Below are 26,245 nucleotides of genomic sequence, written 5' to 3' on the forward strand. Positions count from 1 at the left end.
TGCTAGGCACTCACGGTCAGGGTGGACGGCCCGCGCGGGGTGCGGCGCACGTGGATCTGCTCGGCGATGCGGTTCTTCATCTCGCCGACGTGGGAGACCACGCCGATGGTGCGGCCGTGCTCGGCCAGCCGGTTGATCTCGGCGACCACGCGGTCCAGGGCCTCAGGGTCCAGGCTTCCGAAGCCCTCGTCGATGAACAGGGTGTCCATCTGCACGCCGCCGGCCTCGGCGGTGACCAGTTCGGCCAGGCCCAGCGCGAGCGCCAGGGACACGAAGAACGTCTCCCCGCCGGAGAGGGTCTCCGGGCGGCGGGTCTCGTCGGTGCGGTGGTCGATCACCAGCAGGTCCAGGCCCGTCTTGCGGGCGCCCCGCTTGCCGGTGTCCCGCACCAGTTCCAGGGTGGATTCGGAGAACTGGGCCAGGCGCACGTTGGCGGCGTCGATGACCTCCTCGAAGCGGCGCATCAGCACGTAGGTGGACAGCTGGATGCGGTCCCCATCGGCAGAGCGCCCGGTGGCGAGGTCTGCCACGCGCACCACGGCCCCGGCCTTCTCCCCCACTGCCCGCACCTGCGCGACCGCGCCGTCGAGCCGCTGCTGCGCACCGGTGGTGGCCTGGGCCGTCGCTGCACGACGCCCCGCCTCCTGATCGGTGGCAGCAGTGACGGCCTGGGCGGCGGTGACCGCCTCCCTGGCAGCCTCGACCTGCCCGGCAGCAGCTGCGCGGGCATTGTCGGAGGGATCGGCCTGGGCGATGCCCTCCTCGGCCATGCCATCGGTGTGACGGGCCTGGTCGGTAGCGCGACGGGTGAGCAGCGCCTCGAACTCCGCGCGGGTGGGATCGGTGAGCACGGCGGCGCGCACCGCGGCGTCGTCCTCGAAGGAGCCCAGTTCCACTTCTGCGGCGAGCTCGCGTGACCGCGCGGCAGCCTGATCCGCAGCGACCAGGGCTTCGCGCAGCTCACGGGCGGCGCGGGCACGGCTGGTGTGGGCGGCGCGCCGCTCGGCGACCGACGCCGCCTCCCCGCGTGCCTTGTCGATACGGGCCTCATCCTCGGTGAGGGCGGTGGTCACCGCATCGAGCGCGCTGGCCTCCCCCTCGATCGCCACGGCCTGCTTCTCGCGGCGGGCACCGAGAGCCTGGGTCTGCTTGTCGTGCTCCTCGAGTGCCTTCTCGAGCCGGAGGGCCTCGGCCTGCTGCGCCTTGATGGTCTGCACGGCCGCAGCGGCCTGCTGCTGGGCGGCGGTCGCTGCCTCCACGTCCAGACCGCCGGCTCGTTCGAGGGCTTGGTCGTGCTGGCTGCGGGCCAGGGTGAGCTTCTCCCGGGCGGCCGACGCAGCGGACTCGGCGCCACGGCGGGCTTCTTCAGCGGCCTCGACCTGCTCGGCGCTCACATGATCAGTGCCGGGTTGCGCGGGCTCGGGGTGCCCGGTGGCACCGCATACCGGGCACGGATCCCCCTCGGCCAGGGACAGGGCAAGCTCAGCAGCGAGCCCCGCGTTGCGGCGGCGGCGCTGTTCGGCCTCCGCCTCGGCGGCCTTCGCGGAGGCCTGCTGCGCGGTATCGGCGTGGCTCTTCGCCGCGGTGACCTGCTCGGCGAGACGGGCCGCGGTGCGGGCCTGCCCGAGCCGGGTGGTGGCCTCGGCTGCTGCCGTCTGGGCATCTCCCAGGCCGTCCCCGGCCGCGCGCGCAGCGTCACGCGCGGTGACCAGTTCCGCCCGCGCCCCAGGCCGGGCCTGGATCTGCTCGTCCAACCCGGCCAGGCCTACGCGGGCCTTGTCCAGATTGTCCCGGCGCTCGGTCAGTTCCCTACGACGCCCGGGGATCCCCTTCTCCAGCTCCACCAGGGCCGTGAGCTCCCCGGCCTGGGAGGTGGCCTCATCCGTGGCCGCGGCGAGCGCATCCAGGGCATCGTCCCGACGGGCGAGGGTGACCAGCTCGGGCTGGGCCTCACCGTGCCTGGCGAGCGCGGTATCGCGTTCTTTCTCGCGGTCCTGCTGGAGGGTGAGGGCGTGGTCGCGCCGGGTGATCGCCCCGGCGACGGGCTGCGCGGCACGGTCCTGCTCCAGGCGGGTGCGGGCGGTGGCGGCCTGCTGCTCCTGTGCGGCGAGGGAGGCGGCGAGCTGGTCCAGCTGCCGGCGACGGTCGATGCGCTGCAGCACCGTCTGCGCAGCCTCGGCCGCCGTGCGGGCCTCGGCCTCCTTACTGCGAGCGGTACCGGCACGGGCGGTGGCGTCCTGGGCGGCACGGGCGGCGTCGGTGCCGATCTGTCCGGTCAGCTGCGCGAGCTCCTCGAAGCGGTGGCCGGTGGCGTGTCCCTCGAGGGCAGCGCGCACCTCGTCGTCGTCGATGGCGGCGGCCTCGACGAAGCGAGCGAGGGCTTGGGCGAGCCCGGCGTTGGCGGCATCGACCTGCCCTGCGGCCTCGCGGCGCATCTGCTCGAGCTGCTTCTCGATGGCCTCGTAGATCTCGGTGCCGAACACGCGCTGCAGCACTTCCTGACGCTCCCCCGTCTGGGCGCGCAGGAAGCGGGCGAACTCGTTCTGGGGCAGCAGGACCGTCTGCGTGAACTGGGCGCGGGTGAGGCCGACGGCGGTGCCGATCTCCCGGCCCACCTCGTCCAGGCGGGAGGCGATCGGGGTGAGCCCTGCTCCCTGGCCTGCCGTGTCGGCGAGCACCTCGGGGATCAGCTCGGGTGAGCCGAGCCGCCACAGCAGCGCCTTGGCCTGCTGCTTGGTGGTGCCCTCGCCCCGCTTCTTGGGGCGGAAGAACTCCGGTTGGCGCAGCACGCGGTACACCCCGTGGGTGGTCTCGAAGACCAGGTCGATCTCGCTGGGGGTGGAGGGCTCGGCGAACTGGGAGCGGATGCGCTCACTGCTGGCCCCTTCCCCGGCCACGCTGCCGTACAGGGCGTAGACGACAGCGTCCAGCACCGTGGACTTCCCGGAGCCGGTGGGCCCTTCCAGCAGGAACATGCCGCTGGCGCCGAGGGCGGCGAAGTCGATGCTGACCTCGTCGCGGAAGGGGCCGATGCCCCGCAGGCGCAGGTGGTGGAGCTTCACGAGGCGGCCTCCTGCCCGCGGGTGCGGACGGCCCGGTAGGCGTCGTCCAGCACCTGGAGCTCGGCCGCGGTGGGCTCCCCGCCGGTGACGAAGGCGAGGAACTCGTCCATCACCTCCACCGGATCGGCGTCACGGCGCACGGTGGGGGTGAGCGCGGTGGTGGTGCGGCCGGAGGGCTGGTACTCGGTGTGCAGAAGGTGCGGGTACCGGGCACGCAGCCGTTCCAGCAGGTGGGGTGGCCGGGCGGGGTCGGTGATGATCGCCTTCAGCCAGTCCTCCCCGTGCTGATCGGCCTGGGCGAGGATCTCCTCCAGGGTGCCGCGCAGCTCGGTGAGCCTGCGGGGCACGGGGGTGGGGATGCGCTCCACGCTCGCCTGGCCGGGTGCTCCCAGTTCCACCAGCAGCACGGACTTGCGGTGGTCCTTCTCGGAGAAGGAGAAGGCCAGTGGGGAGCCGGAGTACCAGGCGGCGCCGCCCACGGAGGCCGAGAGATCCTGGCATCCGTGCAGGTGGCCGAGGGCCACGTAGTCCACCCCGCCCAGTACGGAGGCGGGCACGCTGTCCACGCCGCCCACGGTGAGGTCCCGCTCGGAGTCGCTGCCCTGGCCGCCGGCCACGAAGGTGTGGGCCAGGACCACCGAGCGGGGACGGGCCGAGCCGGCGTGGGCGGCGCCCGACGCTGACACCTCGGTGTGGGCGTCGATGCGGGTGCGCACCCTGTCCATCGCGGCGCGGGTGACGGCCTCGTGGCTACGTGCCAGCGGCGCCTCCCCCTCCCCCACCAGGGCGGTGCGCGCCATATCGGGTTCGAGGTAGGGCAGACCGAAGAACAGCACCTCGCCGTGATCGTCCGGCACCACCACGGGATGGTCCAGGCCGGGGATATCGGCCAGGATGTGCACGCCGGCCCGCATCAGCGCGGCGCCGAAGCCGAGGCGGTCGGCCGAATCGTGGTTGCCGGGGGTGAGCACCACGGTGGTGACCTCGGCCAGGCGCGCCAGGGTGCGGCCCAGCAGGCGCACGGAGTCCACGTGCGGCACGGCCCGGTCGTACACGTCACCGGCGATGACCACCACGTCGACCTCGCGCTCAACGACCTGATCGAGCAGCCAGTCATGGAAGGCGACCTGGTGGGCGTGAAGGTTCTCCCCGTGCAGGGTGCGCCCCAGGTGCCAGTCCGAGGTGTGCAGGATTCTCATGGTGACAACGCTAGAGGGAGGGTGTGACGAACGATGGCCGGACGCGCGACGAGGAGCACGACGAGGCACCCGGATGACACACGCGCAGTGCACGGACAGGGCACGAATGAGGCACGGATGCGCGGTGCGGCTTGCCCCGTCCACCCGCGGCAAGGGGCTGGGGTCGGCGATGTTCACCTGGGCCCGTGACTACGGCCGGCGGAACGGCGCGGTCCTGGCGCAGCTGACCACGGACAAGCAGCGCACCGATGCCCAGCGCTTCTACGAGCAGCTGGGCTACACGGCCAGCCACGTGGGGTACAAGCGCGCCCTGTGAGGGCTGCGGTCCGGGCCCCGTCGGGACCCCTGTCGCCACCGGGGCGTGGAGGCGTAGCGTCAGAGCATGAACGCTGACACCCGAGACCTGGACCAGACGACCGACGAGCACTCCGAGCCCGACGGAACCGACACCTATGACGTCGTCGTCATCGGGGGCGGCCCCGTGGGCGAGAACGTGGCCCAGTACGCGATCGAGGGCACCGACCTGACCGCCGTGATCGTGGAGCAGGAGCTGGTGGGCGGTGAGTGCTCGTACTACGCCTGCATGCCGTCCAAGGCACTGCTTCGGCCGCTCGCCGTGGCCGATGCCTCCGCGAACCTGGAGGGCATCAGCACTTCGCAGGTGGAGGTGGAGGGCCTGCTGGCCAGGCGTGACACCTGGGTCTCGGACTACGACGACGCGGGCCAGGTGGACTGGGCCGAGGGCGCCGGGATCGACGTGGTACGCGGGCGCGGGCGACTGGTGGGTGAACGCGAGGTGGAGGTGACTGGGCCGTCCGTGCGGCGCCTGCGTGCGCGGCGCGCGGTGGTGCTCGCGACCGGATCGGACCCGCAGGTCCCCGGGCCGCTGCGCGAGATCGCGCCGTGGGGCTCGAGGGACGTGACCGGGGTGCGGGAGGTGCCCGAGCGGCTGCTGATCGTGGGCGGCGGGGTGGTGGCTGTCGAGGCGGCCACCTGGATGGCGGCGCTGGGGTCCCGGGTGACGATGCTGGTGCGGGGCGACTCGCTGCTGTCCGGCTTCGAGCCGTGCGCAGGGCGCCACGTCGCCGAGGCGCTGGAGAAGGCGGGCGTGGAGGTGCAGCTGGGTGCCTCCACCGTCGAGGCCACCCGCACCGGCACCCACGAGCACCCGCCGCTGGGTCGGCCGCACGGCGGCGAGATCACCGTGGTGGTCGAGGACTCCGACGGGCGCCGCGAGGTGCGCGGCGACGAGCTGCTGGCTGCCACCGGCCGCGCACCGCGCCTGGAGGGCCTGGGACTGGACGCGCTCGGGCTGTCGGCCGATGACGTGACCGGAGGCGACCTGCCCGGGTGGTTGCACGTGGTCGGCGATGCGAGCGGCGAGGCGCCACTGACGCACTGGGGCAAGTACCGGGCCCGGGAGCTGGGGGCGCGGCTTCGTTCCGAGGCCCTGGCTGCCACGACCGGCGAGGATGCCCCCGTCGAGGCCGCCCCGCCGGAGGTGCCGGTCCCGCAGGTGGTGTTCACCGACCCGCAGGTGGCCTCCGTCGGCCTCACCGAGCAGGAGGCGCGCGAGAAGGGCCGGGACGTGACCGTGGCGGAGGTCCCCTTCGGCAGCGCCGCCGGCTCGGCGCTGCTGCGCGACGACGTCGTCGGGACGGCGAAGCTCGTGGTCGACGCCGACTCACGGACCCTGCTGGGGGCCACCTTCGTGGGGCCCGACGCAGGCGAGCAGCTGCACGCAGCGACCATCGCGATCGTGGGCCGGGTGCCGGTGCACGTGCTGCGCCATGCCGTGCCGAGCTACCCGGCCGTCTCGGAGCTGTGGCTGCGGCTGCTCGAGGAGCTGCCCCGCGAGTTCCGCACCGCTCCGCCGCTGTGACGCCAAGCCCGGCGGGCGGCTGCGCGGTCCACCCTCACCGCCACGCCCGCCGGGCGGATGCGCTGGCGAAGTCCACCAGCAGCGACAGCACCAGCAGGGCGATCACCACGGTGAGCATCCCGGAGTAGTCGAAGGAGGCCCGCTGACTCTCCAGCACCCGGCCCAGCCCACCGGCACCCACCACGCCGACCACCACGGTCTCGCGGATGGCGATCTCCCAGCGGTACAGGGCGTAGGCGGTGAAGCGTCCGGTCACCATCGGCACCACGCCGTAGAAGAAGGTGGTGGCGCGCCCGGCACCCAGCAGTTCCAGGGAGCGCACCGGGCGTCGGTCCATGGTCTCCAGCACCTCGGTGAACAGCCTGCCCAGCACGCCCGCGTTGTACAGGCCCAGGGCCAGGGCGCCCGGCAGCGGCCCGGGCAGCACCACGAACAGCAGCAGCAGTGCCCACACCGGCGGGGAGAGGGCGCGGATGGTCAGCAGGATGATGCGGCACGCGCCGGCGACGGCGGCGCGCACAGGTCCGTCACCGGGCCGATGGACACCCAGGAATGCGGCGACCACACCGATCGCGCTGCCCACCACCACCGCGAGAACCGACATCTGCACGGTGGCAGCGGCGTCACCGAGCAGGTCCGCCCAGGTCGACGGCAGACTCGGCGGGAGCGCGTCGGCCACCATGCGCCCCGCCCGCTCCCAGGTGGAGGCGCTGACCAGGCGCCCCAGGTCCGGCCGCAGGTACACCACGGACCACACCGTGAGCGCGAGGCCCAGCAGCGCGGAGATGCGCATCCAGCGGCCACGGCCGGTGCGGCGCAGGCTCGCGCTCCACCGGTCGAACACCCAGCCCAGCAGCACCAGCGCGTAGATGAGGGTCCACATCCGCTCGTAGGCGAGGCCCTGGAAGGCGGTGATCAGCTCGAAGCCCAGGCCTCCGGCGCCGATCATTCCCAGGATCACGGCGCCGCGCACCGCGCAGTCGAAGCGGTAGAAGGCGTAGGCCAGCAGGTCGTCCCAGATCCGCGGCAGGGTGGCGTACACGAAGGCCTGGAGTCGGCCGGCGCCGGCGTGGATCAGGGCGTCGTAGGGGCCCGACGGGGTCTCGTCGATGATCTCGGCGTACACCTTGGCGGTGATGGCGCCGAAGGGGATCGTCAGTGCGAGGATCCCCACCAGCGGGTCGCGCCCCAGGATCACCAAGAGGATGATTCCCCACACCGCTTCGTGGATGCCGCGCGGGATGCCCAGGCCGATGCGGGTGAGCATCCATCCGGGCCGACGGGACCCGCCCCGGGCAGGCTGCCCAGCCCCGCCCCGGACTGGCCGACAGGCCCCGCCCCGTGCGGGCCGACCGCGACGGCCGCCCGCCCACCAGGCCTCGCTCATCAGCACCCCGCCCACCAGGCCGATCAGCGAGGCGAGCACCGTCCCCAGCAGGGCGAACGCGACGGTGATGAGGGTGGCGTCGAGGGTGCGGCGCAGGTACTCGGCCGAGAGGTCCGGCCGCAGGGCCGCCTCCCAGAAGGAGCGCAGGGTCTGCAGTCCGGGCGGGTTCAGCACCGGTTCGCGGCCGATGCCGGTGCTCCACAGCGACCAGACCACCAGCACGATCGCGCCGATCACCCACCAGCGGCCGGCCCTCGACCCTGAGCGGTCGTGCCCGCGAGGAGGGGGACCCTCGGGGATCTCGGCGTCGATGGGGTCGAGGTGTCCGCTGCAGTCGCGCATCCTGCGCGTGCCTGTCTCGGGCATGCCGCCGTCGGGCATGTCGCTGCCAGGCATGTCGCTGCCAGGCATGTCGCTGCCAGGCATGTCGCTGCCAGGCACATCGCTGTCGGGCCTGTTATTGCCAAGCCTGTTGCTGCGGGCATCCGCCTGCGGGCTCATGCCGGCAGCCGGTACAGCTCGTCGCGGTGGGCGTCGGTGACCTCACCGGCGGGGAGGTCGAACACGACGTGGCCCTGCCGCAGCCCGATCACCCGGTCGCACACGCTGCGGGCGATATCGAAGTCGTGCAGGCTCACCAGCAGGGAGCGGTCGCCGTCGGCCACCACCGCGGCCAGCAGGTCCATCACCACGCGGGCGCGCTGGGGGTCCAGGCTGGAGATGGGTTCGTCGGCCAGCACCAGGGCGGGGTCCTGCACGATGATCCGGGCCAGCGCCACCCGCTGCTGCTCACCGCCGGAGAGCCGTTCGGTGCGGGTGGGGGCGAGCTCCTCGATGCCCAGCCGGGCCATGGCGGCGAGGGCTACGTCGGCCTCCAGCGGCCGCACCAGGGAGGCGAGGGACTTCCACAGGCCCCATCGGCCCAGGTGCCCGGCGTTGACGTTGTGGATGGCGGGCAGCGGGCCCACCAGGTCCAGCCGCTGGTGCACGGTGCCGATGCCGGCGCGCACGGCGCGCAGCTGCCTGCGGGTCGCGGCGCCCAGCTCGGTGCCCAGCGTGGTGACGGTGCCGGTGGACGGGGTGACCGAGCCGTTGCTGAGGCCGAGCACGGTGGACTTGCCGGCGCCACTGGGGCCCACCAGGGCCACCTTCTGCCCCGGTGCGACGGACAGCGAAGCGTCCAGCACCGTGCGGGTCCCGTACCGGACGGTGACGTCCTTCAGCTCCAGGACATTCGCCGGCGGCGCCGCGGTGGTCTGCTGCGCGGGGGCCATCCCGGTCATCAGCCGACCAGCCCCAGCTCGCGGGCGACCTCCTCGATCTGCTGGTAGTCCTCACGACTGGCCGCGATGAACTTTTCGGCGCCGTAGGACTCCACGACCGCCAGGCCCTCCTCGGACTCGTGCATCGCGAGCATGGCATCGGTGAGCTTCTGGGTGAAGCCCTCCTCGAATCGCTCGTCCACGTCGCCGCGCAGCAGCCAGTGGTAGTCGTGGTACTCGGGGGATTCCAGCACCATCACCACCTTGTCGGTGTCCACGGTGCCCTCCTCCATGCGCGATCGCCACACCTGGCTGTTCAGGGCGCCCGCCTCGTAGGAGCCGGAGGTGACCAGCTCGATGGTGGAGTCGTGGGAGCCGGAGAAGCCGGGCTCACCGGCCAGGTCGGCCTCGGCCACCCCTGCCTGGGACAGGAAGTAGGAGGGCATCAGGCGCCCGGAGGTGGAGGTCTCCGAGCCGAAGGTGAAGCGCTTGTCGGCGAACACGGTCAGGTCGTCCACGGAGTCGAGGGGCTCGATGCCGGCGTCGGCGTTGGCGATGAAGATGCTGGTGAAGATGGGGTCGATGTCGCGCTGGGCCACCACGGTGGCCTCGGGGTTCTGCAGCTGGGCCTGCACGCCGGTGAGGCCGCCGTAGAACACGAGGTCCAGGTCGCCGGCGCCGAACAGGCTCACCGAGGCGGAGTAGTCGGGAACCGGCACGTACTCCACGTCCACGCCGAGCACCTGGGCGAGGTGGGCGGCGAAGGCCTCCTCGCGCTCGGTGAGGGCGTCGGGGTCCTGGTCGGGGATGGCACTGATGCGGAGGGTCTCGCCGCTGCCGCCGCCCGAGCCGGAGCCGTTGCCTGCCGAGTCACTGCCGTCGGAGGAGCAGGCGGCGGTGAGCCCGACTCCCGTGACCGCAGCCCCGGTGAGGGCGAGGCGGGCAAGGGTCTGGCGGCGGGTGAGCATGGCGTCTCCTCTAGGATGCGTACGCACGTCGGCACCGCTGCCGAGAGCGCGTTTTCCGGTTCTCACCAGGGAGTCTACCCCCGCGAAGGGGGCACAGCGGAGTCATGTGTCCTCGCCTCGGCCTCGGCGCCTTCGGTGGCACCCAGGTGTCCTTTACGCTCCACGTCAGTTATTGACTGACGTGATGGAGGTGATGGCCTTCTCTGTTCCCCAGCCGGCCGGCGGGCGACCTCACGACCGGCGGCTGGCTGCTCAACGACGGGCAGCCGGGATGCTCACCGCTGGTCATCTGGCTGTCACCGACGCGACGCCAGCACGATCCCGCGGTACACCAGTCCCGCCGCCACCAGTGCGAGGCCCGCCACCAGGGTGCTGCCGGGCAGTGCCGCGACCAGCAGGATGCAGCCAATCAGGCCCATCACCTGCAGGGCCTTCGGGAACAGTCGATGCTCGCCGGTCTGGGTGTACGCGGCGATGTTGGCGACCGCGTAGTAGAGCAGCACGCCGAAGGCGCTGGCGGTGATGGCCACCAGTACGTCGCTGGCCAGCAGCACCAGCAGCACCACGGCGATGCCGACGGTGATCTCGGCCCGCTGCGGCACCGAGTAGCGCTGGCTCACGTGGGCGAGGGGTCGGGGCAGGTCCCCCTCGCGCGCCATGCCGAGCATGGTGCGGGACACCCCCGCCACCAACGCCAGCAAGGCCCCGGCGGCAGCGGCGGCAGCGCCGACGGTGACCACCAGCTTCCAGACCACTCCCGCCCCCACCAGGTCTAAGGCGGCGATGAACGGGGCGGGCCCCCACCCCTGCTCCCCCGGGGCTGGACCCACCAGCACCAGCACCGCCGCCAGCGCGATGTACAGGGCGAACACGGCGCCGAGGGCCAGCAGGATCGCCCGCGGGATGGTGCGGCGCGGGGCAGTGACCTCTTCACCCAGGGTGGCCACCCGGGCGTAGCCGGCGAAGGCGAAGAACACCACCGCTGCGGCCTGGGCGATTGCCAGCACGGTGCCGAGCGCTCCCCCGTCGCCGGCACCGAGCAGGGCCGCGAGGCCGCCGTCCCAGAAGCCGGTGGCGCGACCGGCGAGAGGCCCGGGCACAGGCGCCCCGAAGGCCGCTCCTCCGTCCCCGGCGGCCACACCCACCAGGAGGCGCGCCGCGGTGAGGGCGAGTGCCACCAGGGCGATCGTGACCAGGATGCGGGCCAGGCCCGCGGTACGGGTGACGCCCACCAGGTTCACGGCGGTCAGCAGCACCACCACGGCAGCGGCGATGGGGCGTTGGAACCCCTCGGGAACCAGGTAGGCGGCGACCACCATCGCCATCGCAGCGCAGGAGGCCGTCTTGCCGATCACGAAGCACCAGCCGGCCAGGAACCCCCACCAGGGGCCCAGCTGCTGGCGGCCGAAGAAGTACGTGCCACCGGAGGTGGGGTACTGGGCGGCGAGCTGCGCGGTGGAGGTGGCGTTGCCGAAGGCGACGAGCGCCGCGAGACCCACGGCCAGCAGCACGGCGGGGCCGGCGAGGTCCTGGGCGGCACCGAGGGCCACGAACACGCCGGCCCCGATCATGGAGGCCAGGCCGATCACGACCGCGTCGCCGAGGCCGAGGCGTCGGGCCAGCTGTCCGGAGCCAGGGGCACCGGAAGCAGTGGCACCTGAGGCAGGGGCACCGGAAGCATTGGCACCGGACGAAGCAGGGGCGGCGGAGCTGCCGGGTGGGGGCGGGGTGGCGGGTGTGCTCACTGGGGGCACCTCGGTTCGCGGGAAGGGACGGCTCAGAAAGACCGTGAGTGGAGCGCTGTGGTCGCATCAACGCATCGATACGACCACAACGCTCCACTCACGGGTCGGACGGGGACTGCTGGAGTGCGGCCAGAGGCCGGAGCTCAGCCCTGGAGGGCGAAGGCCCGCTTACCGGCATTGCCGGGCTTGGCGGGCTTGCCGGGCTTCCCCGCATGATCGGGCTTCCCGGGCTTGCCGGCGTGATCCGGCTTGCCGGGCTTCCCGGCATGACCGGGGGCCTTGCCGGGCTTCCCCGCGTGATCCGGCTTGCCGGGCTTCCCGGCATGACCGGGGGCCTTGCCGGGCTTCCCCGCGTGATCCGGCTTGCCGGGCTTGCCGGCGTGACCGGGGGCCTTGCCGGGGTTCTCACCGGGACGGTCGCTGCCCTTGCCGGGGTGCTTGTCGTCACCGGGGGTGCCGGGCTCGGTGGGATCGGTCGGGTCCGTCGGCTCGGTCGGGTCCGTCGGCTCCTCGACGGCGGGGAACCCGGCGTCCATGCCCACGATCAGCGGGTTGTGGTCCGATGAGCCGAACACGCCGGGCTCGTAGATGTTCACGGTGTTGTTGCGGTACCGCGAGTACTGGGTCATCACCGACTCGGGGCCGTTGATGGACCAGTCGGTGGCGCCGGTGATCCGCTCCGTGGCCGAGGCGTTGGCGATCACGTGGTCCAGGGAGCCCACCATGCCGCCGAAGCTGTAGGACCAGCCCTCGGGGTCGAACTCGGCGCCGAGGTTGGTGTAGCCGGCCTCGTAGAACAGCTGCAGGGGCTCCTCCTGGGTGTAGGCGTTGAAGTCACCGACCAGCAGGATGTCCTCCACACCCAGCTCCGCGGCCTTCGCAGTGACCCAGGTGTTCAGGGCCTCGGCCTGCTGCAGGCGGGAGGTGCGGGCGTTGCCCTGCACCGGATCGGCCGGCAGGTTCGCGTCCTCGGCGTCGGCCGAGCCCTTGGACTTGAAGTGGTTGACCACGAAGAAGAACGGCTCGCCCTCCACGCTCTCGCCGTCGGCCGCGTCGTCGCCGGAGCGCACCGGCACGAACACCTGGCCGATGGGCTCGCGGGCGTTGTCGAAGGCGGGGTCGCCCACCAGGATCTGCGCATCGCCCACCGGCTTCACGGAGGCGGACTTGTAGATGATGGCGTTGGTGATGGCGTCCTGGCCGCCCTCCACCCCGGCCGCGGCGTACGCGGGAGCGGTGGGGACGTAGGACCAGGTGCCGGCACCGTCGCGCTCGTTCAGGGCGGCCACCAGGGAGGCGGTGGCCTCGTCGGCGGTCTCGCCCAGGCGGGCGGAGTTCTCGATCTCCATCAGGCCCACCACCTCGGCGTCGGTGGTGGAGATGGCCTCGACGATCTTGGACTGCTGGCGCTCGAAGCTGGTCTCGTCCCAGGCGCCGCGGGGCAGGCAGCCGCCGCGCACGTTGGTGCCCTCACCGTCCATGTTGGTGTACGGGGTGCAGCCGGGTGTGTCCACGCCGAGGGTGGTGAAGTAGTTCAGCACGTTGAAGGTGGCGACCTGGAAGTCACCGCCCACCTCGTTCGGGGTGGCCTGGCGGGTGTTCTCGAAGTCCACGCCGTCGGTGCTGGCGGACTCCCACGGGGTGGTGGTGTTCAGCCGCCACTGGTTGAAGGAGTAGGAGACCACGACGGGCTCGGCAAAGGTGGTCGATGCGCCCACCCGCACGGGCTCCTCGGTGGTCAGCCAGCTCATGGGCTGATCGGGGTTGCGGGAGAAGTTGGTGGTCTTCCCGTCGTCCAGCAGCACCAGCTTGGTGGCCTGCTCCTCGTAGTAGGCGGTGGCGTCGGCGCCGGGGCGCATCACGTCGCCGGCCTGGCGGAGGGGTGCATCGCCGATCGCGAGACCCACTTCGCCGTAGCCGCTGGTGCCGTACACGTCGGTGACGGTGAAGTCGCCGGCGCCCGGCAGGTACAGCATGTGCTCGAGGGACTCTCGCTCGGCCTCGTCGGTGGGGAACGCCTTAAGGGTGGCGGGCTCGACGGCCTCCAGGGGCTGGTCAGCTTTGGTGAGGCCGCCCGCGGCAACGGTGATCTGGGTGGAGCCGTTGAACTCGGAGACGGCGCCGGTGACCTCCACGGAGTCGCCGATGGCGACCTGGTCCATGGTGTCGCGGGAGTACACGAACACGGCCGTGGAGCCCTTGTGGGTATCGAAGCTCAATGCGCCGCCGGTGCCGCCGGTCTGGATCACGTAGCCGTTCAGGCCGCCGGTGGCGTACACCGCGGTGACCACGCCCTCGGTGGTGACGGTCTGCCCTGCTAGGGGACTGGCGGGCCCGGTGCCCTGGATCTCGGCGATGGTGGCCTCGCGGGCGGGCTCCGGGTCCGGCTCGGGCTCAGGATCCGGGTCGACGGGGTCGGTCGGGTCGGTGGGGGTGCCCGACGGGGTCGGGGTGGGGGCACCGGTGGCGAAGTCGGTGGAGTTCTCGCCGGTGGCGGCCACGCGCGAGGCGGAGGTGGCGTTGGTGGTGGCGGGCGCGGGTGCCTCACCGGAGAAGGTGGCGGCGCCGCCCCAGCCCACGAGGTCCACCACGGCCGGGTCCTCGGCGCAGGCGGTGCCGGTGCAGGCCAGCTTGCCGGAGGCGTCGGACAGGGCGAACACGCCGCCGGTGCCCGAGGCGTTGATGCCGCCGGTGAGGTCGGCTGCGGGCAGGGGCTCTCCGTTGCCGTTGCCGGCGGCCAGCTGGATCAGGAAGGTGTCACCGGGGGCGATCGTGCCCGAAAGGGCCAGGGTGTTGTTGAAGCTGCCGGTGCGGGAGGCGTACTGGAGGGACCAGCCGTCGATGCTGACGGGCTCGGTGCCGGTGTTGCGCAGCTCCACGAAGTCGTTCTGGAAGGTGGCGCCGGAGTTGCCGCCACCGCCGTACACCTCGTTGATCTGGACGTCGCCGGGGGCGACCACGGCCGCCTGGGCGGCGGGGGCCACGCCGGGAAGGACGCTGATGCCGATGGCAAGGGCGGCTGCGGTGCCGCCGACGCGGGCGAGCCTGCTGCGCAGGCCTCCGCCGATGGTGCGGGTGCTCATGGGATCTCCTGGTGGTGAGAGGAAGCGCGGTGTGGGGGTGGTGAGAAGAAGCGCAGGGGTGGGGGCGGTGTGGGAGAAGAGTGAGGACGTGGGCGGAGGACGGGGATGGACGCTGCGGGGGCAGCGGGGCTGCCCCCGCAACGCGTGAGTGGAGGTGAATGGCTGCTCCAGCGGGGCTGAAGCGACCACTCACCTCCACTCACGTCATGCCGGTGACTGCCCGGGGGTCAGTCGCGGCTCAGACGGTGGCGCACGCCCAGGGCGCCCAGGCCGGCCAGGGTCGCGACGGCGATGCCTGCGGCCCAGGGAGCGGCCTCGGAGCCGGTGCGGGCCAGGTTCGAGCGGGAGTTGCCCTTGCCGGGGTTCTCGGGCTTGCCCGGGTTCTCCGGCTTACCGGGGTTCTCGGGCTTACCGGGGTTCTCGGGCTTACCGGGGTTCTCGGGCTTACCGGGGTTCTCGGGCTTACCGGGGTTCTCGGGCTTACCGGGGTTCTCGGGCTTACCGGGGTTCTCGGGCTTACCGGGGTTCTCGGGCTTACCGGGGTTCTCGGGCTTACCGGGGTTCTCGGGCTTACCGGGGTTCTCGGGCTTACCGGGGTTCTCGGGCTTGGGCTTCTCGGGGGCAGGCTGCTCGTTGTCGTCGTCATCGTCGCAGGAGGCCGGCGGGCCACCCTGCTCCCAGGTGAAGGCGGGGATGTCGATCACGAACTCGGTGCCGTTCTCGGGGACCACGGTGACCGTCAGCGGCACCACGGTGCCCTCGGGCACGCACAGCCAGTCGGTAAGGGTGACATCGCCGAAGTAGCGGCCGGACTCCTCGTCGAGCAGATAGGGGGCCTCGAAGGTGCCGTACTCGCCGGCGTCCACGATGACCTTCTCGATCTGGGGGGCGCCCAGGCTCAGGGACTCCAGGTTGCCCAGTCGCAGCACCGGATCCTGGTCGATGCCCTCCTCGTCGTTGTACTCGCCGCTCTCCAGGATCTGCACCGACAGCTGACGCTGCGCGTAGTCCGGGGCGACCGGGGAGTTCTTCTCGAAGTAGGTGGACAGTGCATCGCGGTCCAGCACGCCGGTGTCGCGGATGTTGGAGGCCTGGGCCAGGGTGGTCATGCCGTCGCCACCCTCGAACAGGAAGCTGGCCGCCACGATCGTGTAGGTGGCCTCCGGGTCGATCGGCTCACCGTTGATCTTGAGGTCGATGATGCGATCACCCAGCTCACGAGTGGGGTCGTAGGCGTAGGTGACGTTCTCGGAGACACCGAAGGCGAGGAAGGCCTCCTTGCCGTCGGCGATCCGCCACTGCTCCTCGAGGATCTGCTTGAACTGCGCGCCGGTGACCTCACCGGAGTTCAGGGTGTTGCCGAAGGGGGTGACGTTGTTGGCCTCGGCGTAGGTGACCACGCCATCGCCCTCGCTGCCGGAGGCCTCGTACCAGAACTCGGCGCGGATGCCGCCGGGGTTCATGAAGCCGATGATCTCCTGGCCCTCATAGCCGCCGCGGTCCTCAAGGAACCACTTCATCGAGTCGGCCAGCATGTTGCCGGCGGCGGAGAAGCGGGAGCGGTCATCACCCTTGGCGGCCCCGGTGTCGGTGCGGGTCCAGGTGCCGTCCACGTACTCGGCCTTGGAGGAGTTCCAGGCAGTGGTGATGTCGCCCTCGATCTCGCCGACGGGAGCGGCGCCCACCTCCTCGGCGTCGGCCAGTGCCTGCTCAGCCACACCGGAGGCGGCGATGTAAGCGGGATCGGTGGCGCAGCCGGCGAGCGCCTCGGCGGTGGGCTCGTCGGAGTCCTTGACGGTCTCCACCGGGATCAGCTGGGTGCCGCCCTCGACGACGTCCCAGTCCTGGTCGTCCCCGAGCACGAGCTCGACCGAGCCGATGTGGGAGCCGCTGGAACCGGCCTGGATGACGGGGCGCAGCTCGCCGTCGGGACCGGCGGCGTCGAAGGCGTACTCGCGATGGGAGTCGCCGTTGAAGATCGCGTCGACATCGGCGGAGGTCTGCTCGACGATCTTGGTGAAGATCGCGCGGTCCCCGGCGGAGGGAGCGGTGCCGGGATCGGCGGAGGCGCCTGCGCCCTCGTGGTACGAGGCGACGATGACGTCGAACTCCTCGCCGGAGGCCTTCAGCTCCTCGACGGCGGCGTTCACAGAATCCACCGGGTCACGGAACTCCAGGCCCTCGACGGCGACGGGGCTCACCTTGGAGGGGGTCAGGGTGGTGACCGCGCCGACCACGGCGACCTTCACGCCGCCCGCTTCGACGATCGCGTAGGGCTCCAGCAGGCGCTCGTCGGTGTCCTCGAAGTACACGTTGGCGGCGAGGATCGGGAAGCCACTGCGGGGCACGAGGCGGTCCATCAGGTCGTCCTTGCCCTGGTCGAACTCGTGGTTGCCCACCGCAGTGGCCTGCACGCCCAGGGCGTTCAGGAAGTCCAGGGTGGGCTCGTCGTTCTGCACGGCGGAGGCGAACTCGGAGCCGCCTACGCTGTCGCCGGCGGAGATGAGCCCGGAGTTCTCATCGCCCGCCAGGGCGTTGGTGACCGTGCAGGCGAAGGGCTTTCCGACGCTCAGTGCGCCGTGGAAGTCGTTGAAGGTGACCAGCGTGACGGTCTCACCGGGCTCAGCGGCGACGGCTGCACCGAGCGGCACCACGGCGGCACCGAAGGCGAGGGCGGCAGCGCCCAGACCCACGGAGGCGCCGCGCGCGACGCGGCGTGCGGGGGAAACGAACATGTAAGGGCTCCTGGGAGGAAAGGGACGCGGAACGGCGACGACGGCGCCGACGGTGGCACCAGCCATCAAACCTCACGTGCTGCTCGACACGCCGAGGGGTTCGCCCTCGCGGAGGAAAGGTGTCATCCGATGTTCACCTGCGGCGTTGCCCTTCCGCGACCGTTTGACCGGCCGGGGGTCGAGGCTTTGCCGGGGCTTGACCTTCGCTGAGGAGCGGTGCGGCCGGGCGGGGCCGACCGGGTGGACGGGTGCGACTGTCACCTCGGTGCCCTAGTGTCGTCGGCAGTCCCCACGCACCCGGCGTTCAGCCTTGCCGGTGTCCAGCCCTGAAGGAGCTCCCATGGTTCTCGGTATCACCCGTCGTCGTCGTGCCGTCCCCGCGAAGGACGGCGCCAGCTGGCCCCATGTGGTGATCGTGGGCGGTGGTTTCGCCGGCGCGAACGCAGTGCTGGGGCTGCGCGATGCCCGGGTGCGCGTGACCCTGATCGACCGCAACGTGTACAAGACGTTCCAGCCGCTGCTGTACCAGGTGGCCACGGCCGGCCTGAACCCCGGGGACGTCACCATGTTCCTGCGCGGCCTGTCCCTCACGGTTCCGAACATGCGCTACCGCCAGGGCGAGGTCACCGGCGTGGATCCCGAGCGCCGCGTGGTCTCCATCCAGGGCGGCGGTGACCGGGTGGTGGAGATGGACTACGACTACCTGGTGCTGGCCGGCGGCGCCACCACCACGTTCTTCGGCACCAAGGGCGCCGAGGAGCACGCGATGCCGATGTACACCCGCTCCCAGGCCCTCGCGATCCGCGACCGAGTGTTCGCCGAGCTGGAGCGCTCCAGCCGCGAGAGCGCCGCCGCGCACTCCGCCGGCAAGCGCTTCGAGGACCGCCTGCACGTAGCGGTGGTGGGCGGCGGCCCCACCGGGGTGGAGATCGCCGGGGCCTTGGCCGACTTCCGCAAGCAGGAGCTGGACATCCTGTACCCGGAGATGGACCCGGGCACCCTGCAGATCACCCTCATCCAGCGCGGCGAGGAGCTGATCAAGGAGTTCCGCCCCAGCTTCCGCCAGTACGCGGCCCAGGAGCTGGAGAAGCGCGGGGTCACCCTGGCGCTTGGCGAGGGCGTGGAGGAGGTGGGCTACGACTTCGTGCGACTGGCCGATGACCGCGTGCTCGAGGCCGACATCACCATCTGGGCGGCCGGCGTGGGGATCCCCGACGAGGTGGCCCAGTGGGGCCTGCCGCAGGACAAGCGGGGCCGCATAGCGGTGGACGAGCACCTGCAGGTGGAGGGCCATCCCGGCGTGTACGCGGCCGGTGACATGGGTGGCGGCGAGAACGCCCTGCCGCAGCTGGCGCGCCCCGCGGTGGAGCAGGGCAAGCACGTGGCCAAGATGATCGCCGCCGAGGTGGCCGGCAAGCCCCGCACCCCGTTCACGTACCGCAACCCCGGCACCATGGCCACCATCGGCCGGCATGCCGCGATCGCGGAGATCCCCCACTTCCCGGACCTGTCCGGCTCGGTGGGCTGGGCGGCGTGGCTGGCTGTGCACGTGGGCCAGCTGCTGGGGCACCGCAACCAGCGGGCGGTGTCGATGAACCTGCTGTCCCTGTACGGCGGGACCCGCGCCACCCATCAGCCGAACCCGGTGGTGGGCGAGGTGAACTCCTTTGCCGCAGCCCGCGCGTTCGAGGAGCATGCAACGAAGCGGAAGTTCGGCGAGGGCGCGAAGGGCTGAGCCCCCCAGCTCCGGCCGACCCCCACTTCCGGGCGCCCCCTGTGACCTCAACGCCTCAGGAGGGTGTGGCCCCCTATTTGGCGCCCAAAAGTTGGGGTGCCCTCAGCTGCTGCGGCGCGGGGCGCGGGTGAGCAGCTCGGTGAGGGTGTCGACGTCCTTCCGCAGAGCTCCCCCGGCCGGGCCCGTCCCTGCAGTCCCGGTGTCGGCTCCGGCTCTAGCTCCGGCGTCCGCTCTGGCGCCGGCGGGTGAGGCGCCACCGGCGTCGGCCGCCACTGCCCCTCCCGGCGCGTAGCGAGCCTGGTGCACGGCCTGGCCCAGTCGCTCGGCGGCCTGTTCGTGGCGGTCCTCCACAGGGATCCGCCCCTCCCGTGCCTGGGCCAGGAGCGAGGCGAGTGCCTCGTTGGGTGGCAGGGCCGCATCCAGGTGCATCTGCACCGGGGGCCTGCCGTACCAGCTGCTCCAGCCCAGCCACCTGATGCGCTGCTGCCGGGCCTGCACGGCCTGGTCCAGTTCCGACCAGGCCCGGGAGGCCAGGGCCTGTGGGCCGTCGTCAGCCGCTGCCTGCCAGCGTCCCTCCAGTGCCGCGGTGCGGCGGCGTCCCAGCCACAGCACCGCGCCGGCGAGCGCGCCGATCAGGAGCACCACGGCGAGCACTCCCCAGGGCTGCACGCCGCCACCGGCAGCGCCCTCGGTGCCCTGCCCGCCGGTGTCGCCGGCGTCGTCGGTCTCCTCGCCCGTCGTGGGGGTGGGCGCGGTGGGCTCGCCGGGGGTGGGGGCCTCGGGGGTGACCTCCCCGGCAGTGGGCTCCTCGACCTGGTCCTCCCCCTCGGGGACAGTGTCGGGATCGGTGTGGTCCGGTGGGTTCACGCCGTTGGCGGCCGCGGCGGGGGTGGGCTCGAACGGCACCCAGCCGTGCTCGGGCCCGAACCACACCTCCGGCCAGGCGTGGGCGTTATGGCTTGTGACCACCCATTCCTCGCCATCGCGCATACCGGCGGTGAAGCCGATGACCACGCGCGTGGGGTAGCCCTGCGCGTTCATCATCAGCGCGAAGGCGGCAGCGAACTGCTCGCAATAGCCGATGCGGTTGTCCAGGAAGGTCTGCAGCGGGTCGGCTCCGGGCGGGGTGCGCACGGTCAGGGAGTAGGCGTAGGAGGTGCGGAAGTGCTCCTGGTAGGCCACGGCCGTGTCGTAGGCGTTCTCGGCGCCGGCGTCGGTGGCGAGCTGCTCGGCCAGGTCCGCAGCGACCTGCGGGACCTCCCCGCTGACCACGCCCTGCTCGAAGGGCCCCTGGAGCTGCTCGGCAGGCACCGCCCGCAGCTGCTCGGGGGTGGTGCGGCGCTCCTCGGATATCACCGTGTAGGGGTTGCCGATGATGCCGGCGGTATCGACCTCCACCGCACCGGGGTCGCCGATGCTGACCTCGGCGGTGTCCAAGGTGCCGGTGTCGAGGCCGCGCACGTTGTCCGGCAGCGGGGCCCGGGGGCCGCCCAGGTCCTGCAGAGTGATGGTGTGCTCGGCGAGCTGCTCCGTGGCCGGGTCCACGGGCATGCGATCCAGGGTGAGGTTCGAGAAGGCGGGGGTCTCGGCCTGCGGGTCCCAGGGCATGCCGGGCCCGGCCACGAAGTCGCCGTCGTCGTAGCGGGGCAGGGTGGTCAGGCGCAGGTAGGAGGGGGTCTCGTCGGTGGTGGTGTAGCGCAGCACCTCGCGCTCCTCGCCGCGCAGCAGCTCCTGGCGCACCGAGACGGAGTCGTCGATCATCACCGGGCCCAGCTGCGGGGTCTGGGTGCCCTGCCACTGGTTGACCAGGTCCATCGACAGGGGGATGCGGGGCGGGGCCGTCTGCGGCAGAGCGGCGGACAGCGGCAGCGTCAAGCCCACCACCAGCAGGGTGCAGACCGCGACGGAGGTGACGACCCGCCCCCTATTGCGCAGGGGCCCGGCCTGGGGGCGCTGGTCGCCCTCGAGGTAGGCGGGATCGCCGTGCAGGGTGCGGGCCGAGAAGATCAGCAGGCCCGCGATCACCGGGCCGATCGCCGTCCACCACTGGCCGCCGGAGGGCTGCTGCAGGGCAGGGGCGAGGATGAAGCCCATCAGCAGCAGCGCTGTGGGGGTGTGCCAGCCCAGGTCAAGGAACATCAGGTCCAGCCCCAGCACCACCAAGCAGATCATCAGCAGCACCACCACTGCGCCGTGGGGTTGCAGCACCACGGGCGGCAAGGCGCCGGTGAGTTCCTGCAGGCCGGTGACGATGATGCCCGGTTGGGCGCCGATCAGCGCTCCCAGGCCGCCGCCGGGGTCGGTCACCCCTTGCATGCGCTGCACGGCCAGCAGCATGCCCGCGATCACCACCAGCTGCAGCACCGGCACCAGCACGGAGGAGCGCAGCAGGGAGCGCAGCAGCGTCCCGGAGCCGATCACGACGGCGCAGGCCATCAGGGGGATCACCAGCCAGGACGAGCCGGCCAGCAGGATCGACAGCGGGGCCGAGGCGATCACGATGGCCACGCCCAGCAGCAGTGCGCGCCTCACCAGGTGGCTGCCCTGCAGGCCGGGCCGGCCCAGCAGCGGGCTCATGACTCGCTCCCCGGGGCTGCGGCGGTGAGCAGGTCGCTCAGCTGGTGCCGGGGGCTTCCCCGCACCATGGTCCAGCCGTCGGCGGTGGTGGTGGAGGTGGGGGCGGGAACATCGTCGTCGGTCGCCTGTTCCGGCGCCAGGGCGATGGCGGTGCGGTGGCGGGCGCGACCGGTGAAACGGTCCAGCTCGAGGTCGGCGAAGGGGACCCCATCATCGGTGCCGAGGGCGATCACCACCTGGGGGTGCCCGGTGGCGTGCTCGGCGCCCTGGGAGGCGCGGAACGCGGGGCGGGAGTCGTCGTCGAAGCCCACGTCGGCCAGGGCCAGCAGGGATGCCCGCTCCCCCACCGCGTCGGCCTCACGGCCCAGCAGGGATGCCCCGAGCCGGCCGCGGTGGCGTTCGGCCCGGGTGATCTCATCGCCGTCGGCGTCCACCACGCGCACCTCCCAGCCATGGTCGCGCAGGCCGGCCAGCACGGAGGCAGCGTGGTCCAGCAGGCGGTCCTCGGCGGCGACCAGGGCGTCCGACGGCGGGGCGTCGGGGTCACCGATGCCATCGGCGCTGTCCGCACCGTGGCGGCGGTTGTCCAGCACGATCAGGGCGCTGCGGCCGGCCGGGGGTTCGTCCTCCCGGGTCATCAGGTTCCCGGTGCGGGCACTGGCGCGCCAGTGGATGCGGCGGATGTCGTCGCCGGCAGCGTACGGGCGGGCGATCGGGCCGATCTCCCCGATCCCGGGGGCGGGCACGGCCGACTGCTGCTGCTCTTGGGCGATGCCGGTGGCGCGGGCGGCCGCGGAGCCGATCTCCTCGGCCACCGGCAGCCCGACGATGCGGGCGCCGTCGTCGATGGTGCGGCGCAGGTGGAACATGCCGAACACGTCCTGGACCACGATGTGGAGCAGACCCATCTGGTGGGTGCCGCGCCTGCTGACGTTCAGGGCGTGCGGCATGCGCGCCCCCAGCGGCAGGTCGCCCCTGCCACCCAGAGCAGCCGGCAGGTCCTCCCGGATCACGGCACGACCCAGGGGCATCGAGCCGATCAGGGCCCCGGGGGCGAGGTCCACCTGGAGGCGGGCGCGGGTGCCCACGGGGACGACGTCGTCCACCACGTACCGGCGCACCCCCAGCCCCACCAGGCTGAGGGCAATGCAGGCGCCGCCGATCACGACGGTGAGCAGCAGGGCGGCGGCGAGCACCCGGGCGGGCATCACCCGGGTGAGGTCGGCCAGGACCCATAGCACCACGGCGCACACCAGCACCACGATCGCGCGAGCGGTGGGGCGCACGCTGGTGCCGGGGCGGGTGCCGTGGCCGTGGGTCACGAGACGGGCGTGGTGCGCAGCACCTGGTCCAGGAGGTCCCCTGCCCCGGCACCGCGGGAGAGGGCCTGCGGGCTCAGGTGCAGGCGGTGGCGCCACACCGGCGCGATCATGCTGCGCACGTCCTGGGGTTCGGCGTAGGTGCGGCCGGCGAGCGCGGCGTAGGCCTTGGCGGCGCGCACCAGGTGCACGGCGGCGCGCGGGGAGGCGCCCAGGGTGACCTGGGGGTGGCTGCGGGTGGCCTCGGCCAGGCGCACCACGTAGTCCAGCAGCGGCGGGGAGGCGTACACGCGGCGCACGTCGCGGATGTGCTGGGCCATCGCCGCGGGGGTGGTGCGGGCGCGCACGGAGTCCACCACCTCGCGGTCGCCCTCGCGCACCGGGCCGGTCTGCGCATCGAGCATCCGCGCCTCGGCGCTCGCGGTGGGGTAGCCCATGGTGGTCTGGGCCAGGAAGCGGTCGCGCTGCGCCTCGGGCAGGCGGTAGGTGCCCTCCATCTCCACGGGGTTGGCGGTGGCCACCACCATGAACGGCTCGGACAGCGGGTAGGTGGAGCCGTCCACGGTGACCTGCCGTTCCTCCATGGCCTCCAGCAGGGCCGACTGGGTCTTGGGGGAGGCACGGTTGATCTCGTCGGCCAGCAGCACCTGGGTGAACACGGCACCGGGGCGGAACTCGAACTGGGTGGTGGCCTGGTTGAACACGCTGGCACCGGTGACGTCGCCGGGCAGCAGGTCGGGGGTGAACTGGATGCGGTGCTGCTCGGCGCCCAGCGCAGCGGCCAGGCACTTGGCGAGCATCGTCTTGCCCACGCCCGGGATGTCCTCGATCAGCAGGTGCCCGCCGGCCAGCAGCACCAGCAGGGCAGTGCGGGCCACTTCCGGCTTGCCCTCGATCACGGTGGTGATCTCGTCGATCACGGCGTGGGACTCCTCGGCGATCCGCTGCGCCTGGTCCTCGGCGAGGGGGGCGTGGGCGGGGCTGTCGCGATGACCCTCGTGCCGATCGTGGCCCTCGGGGGGCTCGTGGCCCTCGGCGCGGGGCGCAGTTCCCTGCGGGAGCGTCAGGTCTGCGTGGGACTCGGGGTGGGGCAAGTTCGGCTCCTGGGGACCGGGGCCGACGTGGATGTTCACGAGAAGTTCGTCCACATATCGACGCAAGGGGCGGACAACGGCGGCGCGTCCACCTACAGTAAGGCGCAACCCCACGTGTTCGCTGAGGAGTCTGCTGTGTCTGTTCGCCGCCGTTCCACCCCTGCCCGCATCGGTGCAGGGGTGATGCTCGCCGCCGCCTGCGTGATGGGTCCGGTGTCCGCCAACGCCGCGCCGGTGGATGGGATCGCCCCGGTGCAGGGCCCTGGCTGCTCCTCCGAGAGGATCAAACTCTCGTCCAGCTCGATCGCGGCTGGCGAATCCGTCACCGTCTCCGGCGACTGCTACGACGACACGGACAGGGTGACCATCACCGTCGCCGGTGGTGACACGGTTCCACCCGTCGATGCGTCGGTGCGTGACGGACGGTTCTCAGCGGAGATTCCCGTACCGAATCCCGGTTCGTACACCGTCCGAGTGCTGGTTGACACCCAGGAAAAGGCAAGCGCCTCTCTGACCGTCACCGGCGCTTCGGAGGAGAACCCCGGCGGCGAAAACCCGGACGAAGAGAACCCGGGTGAGGGCGAGGGCACTCCCGACGACGGCGAAGGCACCCCCGACGACGGCGAGGACACCCCCGACGACGGCGAGGACACCCCCGACGACGGCGAAGGCACCCCCGACGACGGCGAAGGCACCCCCGACGACGGCGAGGACACCCCCGACGACGGCGAGGACACCCCCGACGACGGCGAAGGCACCCCCGACGACGGCGAAGGCACCCCCGACGACGGCGAAGGCACCCCCGACGACGGCGAAGGCACCCCCGACGACGGGGAAGGGACTCCCGATACTCCCACCACCCCGGAGAACCCCGGCACCACCAATCCGCCGGCTTCCCCCACTCCGGGCCTCCCCGCCCCGAGCAATCCCACCCCCGGGGAGTCGAGCCCGTCGGCCCCCATCAAGGACTTCCCCGGTTCCAACAGCCCGGCACTGTCGGCCGGTGGCCAGCAGCAGCCCCAGTCCCCCTCAGCTGAGTTGCCCGCGGCACCGGAGACCGGCACCCGGGACTTCTCCGGCAGCGGCAACAGCCAGCGCACCACGGCCCAGCAGCGCATGGGCGCGATGACCCTGTCGATCGGTCAGGCGTTCGCAGGCACCTTCGGCAGCTCCACCGAGGCCCCGGGAACCGGCGGCACCGACCAGGAGGCCTCCGACGGTGGCGGCGAGCTCGCCGAGACCGGCATCGAGGTCGCCGCGGCGGCCGCGCTGGCCCTGGTGGCCCTGGTGGCCGGGGCCGGGATGCTCTGGCTGCAGCGCCGCCGCAGCGAAGACTGACCCCCAACCCGGCCGCCGCTGCCCCGTTCGCCTACCCGGGCTCAGCTTCCGGAGGCCGGTACCGGCGCGAGCGGCTCCCGGGGCCGGGATGCGGCGTACCAGCCGGCGAACAGCAGCACGATCAGCACGACGTCCACGGCGTCCCCGCCGTAGTACATCAGCTGCGCCCCGCGCCGCCCGTCCGCTGCGTCCACGCCCGCCGGGGGGTGCGCATACAGCCACTTGGCCAGCACGGAGTGCGCCGCGATGAACACGATCAGCACCACGGAGCGCACCGTCATCGAGGTCCGGTGCGGATCCGGGTCGGGCCCGATCAGCGACGCGGTGAAGAGGTAGCCCGCCAGCACGATGTGCGCGTGGATGACCGCGTGCAGCAGCACCGAGATGTGCATCATCGGGTAGAGCAAGGTGGTGTACAGCAGCCACAGCCCACCCGCGTTGAGCACGGCTGCGACCACCGGATGGGTGATCACCCATACATACGGGGTGCGCAGCAGACGCGTCAGCGCCCGCGCCCTCGACACCGGCAGCGCGCGCAGGGCCAGGGTGACCGGGGCGCCCAGCACCAGCAGCAGCGGGCCCGCCATGCCCAACGCCAGATGAGCCGCCATGTGCGCGGTGAAGCTGGAGTGGGCGGCCGCCGCCAGCGGACCGATCAGCCCGATCGCCACGCACGCCAGGCCCGCGTACCAGGCAGCCGTGCGACGGCGGGGCCAGGGGCTGCGGTCCCGTGCCGCCCACAGCGCGACCGCGTACCCCACCGCAGCGCACACCAGCACCGCGGCGGCTGCGGCCTCGAACAGTGCCCACCCGGTCGCCGATGCCGCGTGGCCGTCGTGGCCGTGCCCCATCTTGTCGT

16 protein-coding genes are annotated in these 26,245 nt (G+C 72.2%); 4 read left to right on the forward strand and 12 right to left on the reverse strand.

The annotated features are described in order from the left end of the window. Window positions 1–2: 2 nt before the first annotated feature. Window positions 3–3,062, reverse strand: a complete 3,060-nt coding sequence (locus tag JOD52_RS14330) for an AAA family ATPase (protein WP_204410703.1) — start codon at window positions 3,060–3,062, stop codon at window positions 3–5. Then, window positions 3,059–4,261, reverse strand: coding sequence for an exonuclease SbcCD subunit D (locus JOD52_RS14335; RefSeq protein WP_204410705.1), 1,203 nt, complete (start codon window positions 4,259–4,261; stop codon window positions 3,059–3,061). The genes JOD52_RS14330 and JOD52_RS14335 overlap by 4 nt, the downstream gene beginning before the upstream one ends. A gap of 106 nt (window positions 4,262–4,367) precedes the next feature. Here JOD52_RS14335 and JOD52_RS17225 point away from each other — a divergent pair, with 106 nt between their 5' ends. Continuing rightward, complete coding sequence (locus tag JOD52_RS17225) at window positions 4,368–4,577, forward strand: GNAT family N-acetyltransferase (protein WP_269147282.1); 210 nt, start codon at window positions 4,368–4,370, stop codon at window positions 4,575–4,577. 66 nt (window positions 4,578–4,643) lie between these two features. Continuing rightward, window positions 4,644–6,143 carry a dihydrolipoyl dehydrogenase family protein gene (locus tag JOD52_RS14345; protein ID WP_239551917.1) on the forward strand — a complete coding sequence of 500 codons (1,500 nt, stop codon included), beginning with the start codon at window positions 4,644–4,646 and terminating at the stop codon, window positions 6,141–6,143. A gap of 34 nt (window positions 6,144–6,177) precedes the next feature. Here the strand turns inward: JOD52_RS14345 and JOD52_RS14350 are convergent, their stop codons facing one another. From JOD52_RS14350 to JOD52_RS17590, 6 genes are all read right to left on the reverse strand, one after another. Next, window positions 6,178–7,926, reverse strand: a complete 1,749-nt coding sequence (locus tag JOD52_RS14350) for a PhnE/PtxC family ABC transporter permease (RefSeq protein ID WP_204410706.1) — start codon at window positions 7,924–7,926, stop codon at window positions 6,178–6,180. A gap of 101 nt (window positions 7,927–8,027) precedes the next feature. Beyond that, complete coding sequence (locus tag JOD52_RS14355; protein WP_204410708.1) at window positions 8,028–8,813, reverse strand: phosphonate ABC transporter ATP-binding protein; 786 nt, start codon at window positions 8,811–8,813, stop codon at window positions 8,028–8,030. Then, on the reverse strand, window positions 8,813–9,760 hold the full coding sequence (locus tag JOD52_RS14360) for a putative selenate ABC transporter substrate-binding protein (RefSeq protein ID WP_204410710.1): 948 nt from the start codon (window positions 9,758–9,760) through the stop codon (window positions 8,813–8,815). The genes JOD52_RS14355 and JOD52_RS14360 overlap by 1 nt, the downstream gene beginning before the upstream one ends. Window positions 9,761–10,056: 296 nt before the next feature. Beyond that, entirely contained in the window at window positions 10,057–11,505 is a 1,449-nt protein-coding gene (locus tag JOD52_RS14365) for an APC family permease (RefSeq protein WP_338124107.1), read from the reverse strand. A gap of 143 nt (window positions 11,506–11,648) precedes the next feature. Beyond that, a complete protein-coding gene (locus JOD52_RS14370; protein ID WP_204410712.1) occupies window positions 11,649–14,588 on the reverse strand; it encodes an ExeM/NucH family extracellular endonuclease in 2,940 nt (979 codons plus the stop codon). Between the two features lie 227 nt (window positions 14,589–14,815). Then, window positions 14,816–17,323 carry a bifunctional metallophosphatase/5'-nucleotidase gene (locus JOD52_RS17590; RefSeq protein ID WP_204410713.1) on the reverse strand — a complete coding sequence of 836 codons (2,508 nt, stop codon included), beginning with the start codon at window positions 17,321–17,323 and terminating at the stop codon, window positions 14,816–14,818. Window positions 17,324–17,663: 340 nt separating this feature from the next. Between JOD52_RS17590 and JOD52_RS14380 the strand changes: the two genes are divergently transcribed. After that, on the forward strand, window positions 17,664–19,058 hold the full coding sequence (locus tag JOD52_RS14380; protein ID WP_204410715.1) for an NAD(P)/FAD-dependent oxidoreductase: 1,395 nt from the start codon (window positions 17,664–17,666) through the stop codon (window positions 19,056–19,058). 102 nt (window positions 19,059–19,160) lie between these two features. Here the strand turns inward: JOD52_RS14380 and JOD52_RS14385 are convergent, their stop codons facing one another. Genes JOD52_RS14385 through JOD52_RS17600 form a run of 3 tightly spaced genes read right to left on the reverse strand, consistent with a single transcriptional unit; the run spans window position 19,161 to window position 23,895 of the window. Beyond that, window positions 19,161–21,635, reverse strand: a complete 2,475-nt coding sequence (locus tag JOD52_RS14385) for a transglutaminase TgpA family protein (protein WP_204410716.1) — start codon at window positions 21,633–21,635, stop codon at window positions 19,161–19,163. Further along, window positions 21,632–22,957: a DUF58 domain-containing protein gene (locus tag JOD52_RS17595; protein WP_204410719.1), complete on the reverse strand. Its 1,326-nt coding sequence runs from the start codon at window positions 22,955–22,957 to the stop codon at window positions 21,632–21,634. Before JOD52_RS17595 ends, JOD52_RS14385 begins: the two co-directional genes overlap by 4 nt. Further along, a complete protein-coding gene (locus JOD52_RS17600; RefSeq protein ID WP_420887418.1) occupies window positions 22,954–23,895 on the reverse strand; it encodes an AAA family ATPase in 942 nt (313 codons plus the stop codon). Before JOD52_RS17600 ends, JOD52_RS17595 begins: the two co-directional genes overlap by 4 nt. Between JOD52_RS17600 and JOD52_RS14400 the strand changes: the two genes are divergently transcribed. Next, on the forward strand, window positions 23,878–25,386 hold the full coding sequence (locus JOD52_RS14400; RefSeq protein WP_204411835.1) for an ICP22 family protein: 1,509 nt from the start codon (window positions 23,878–23,880) through the stop codon (window positions 25,384–25,386). The two genes, JOD52_RS17600 and JOD52_RS14400, sit on opposite strands and share 18 nt — an antisense overlap. 41 nt (window positions 25,387–25,427) lie before the next feature. Here the strand turns inward: JOD52_RS14400 and JOD52_RS14405 are convergent, their stop codons facing one another. Continuing rightward, window positions 25,428–26,237, reverse strand: a complete 810-nt coding sequence (locus JOD52_RS14405; protein ID WP_204410721.1) for a cytochrome c oxidase assembly protein — start codon at window positions 26,235–26,237, stop codon at window positions 25,428–25,430. Between the last annotated feature and the right edge of the window lie 8 nt (window positions 26,238–26,245).

The organism is Brachybacterium muris (assembly GCF_016907455.1).
GTDB classification, from domain to species: domain Bacteria; phylum Actinomycetota; class Actinomycetes; order Actinomycetales; family Dermabacteraceae; genus Brachybacterium; species Brachybacterium muris.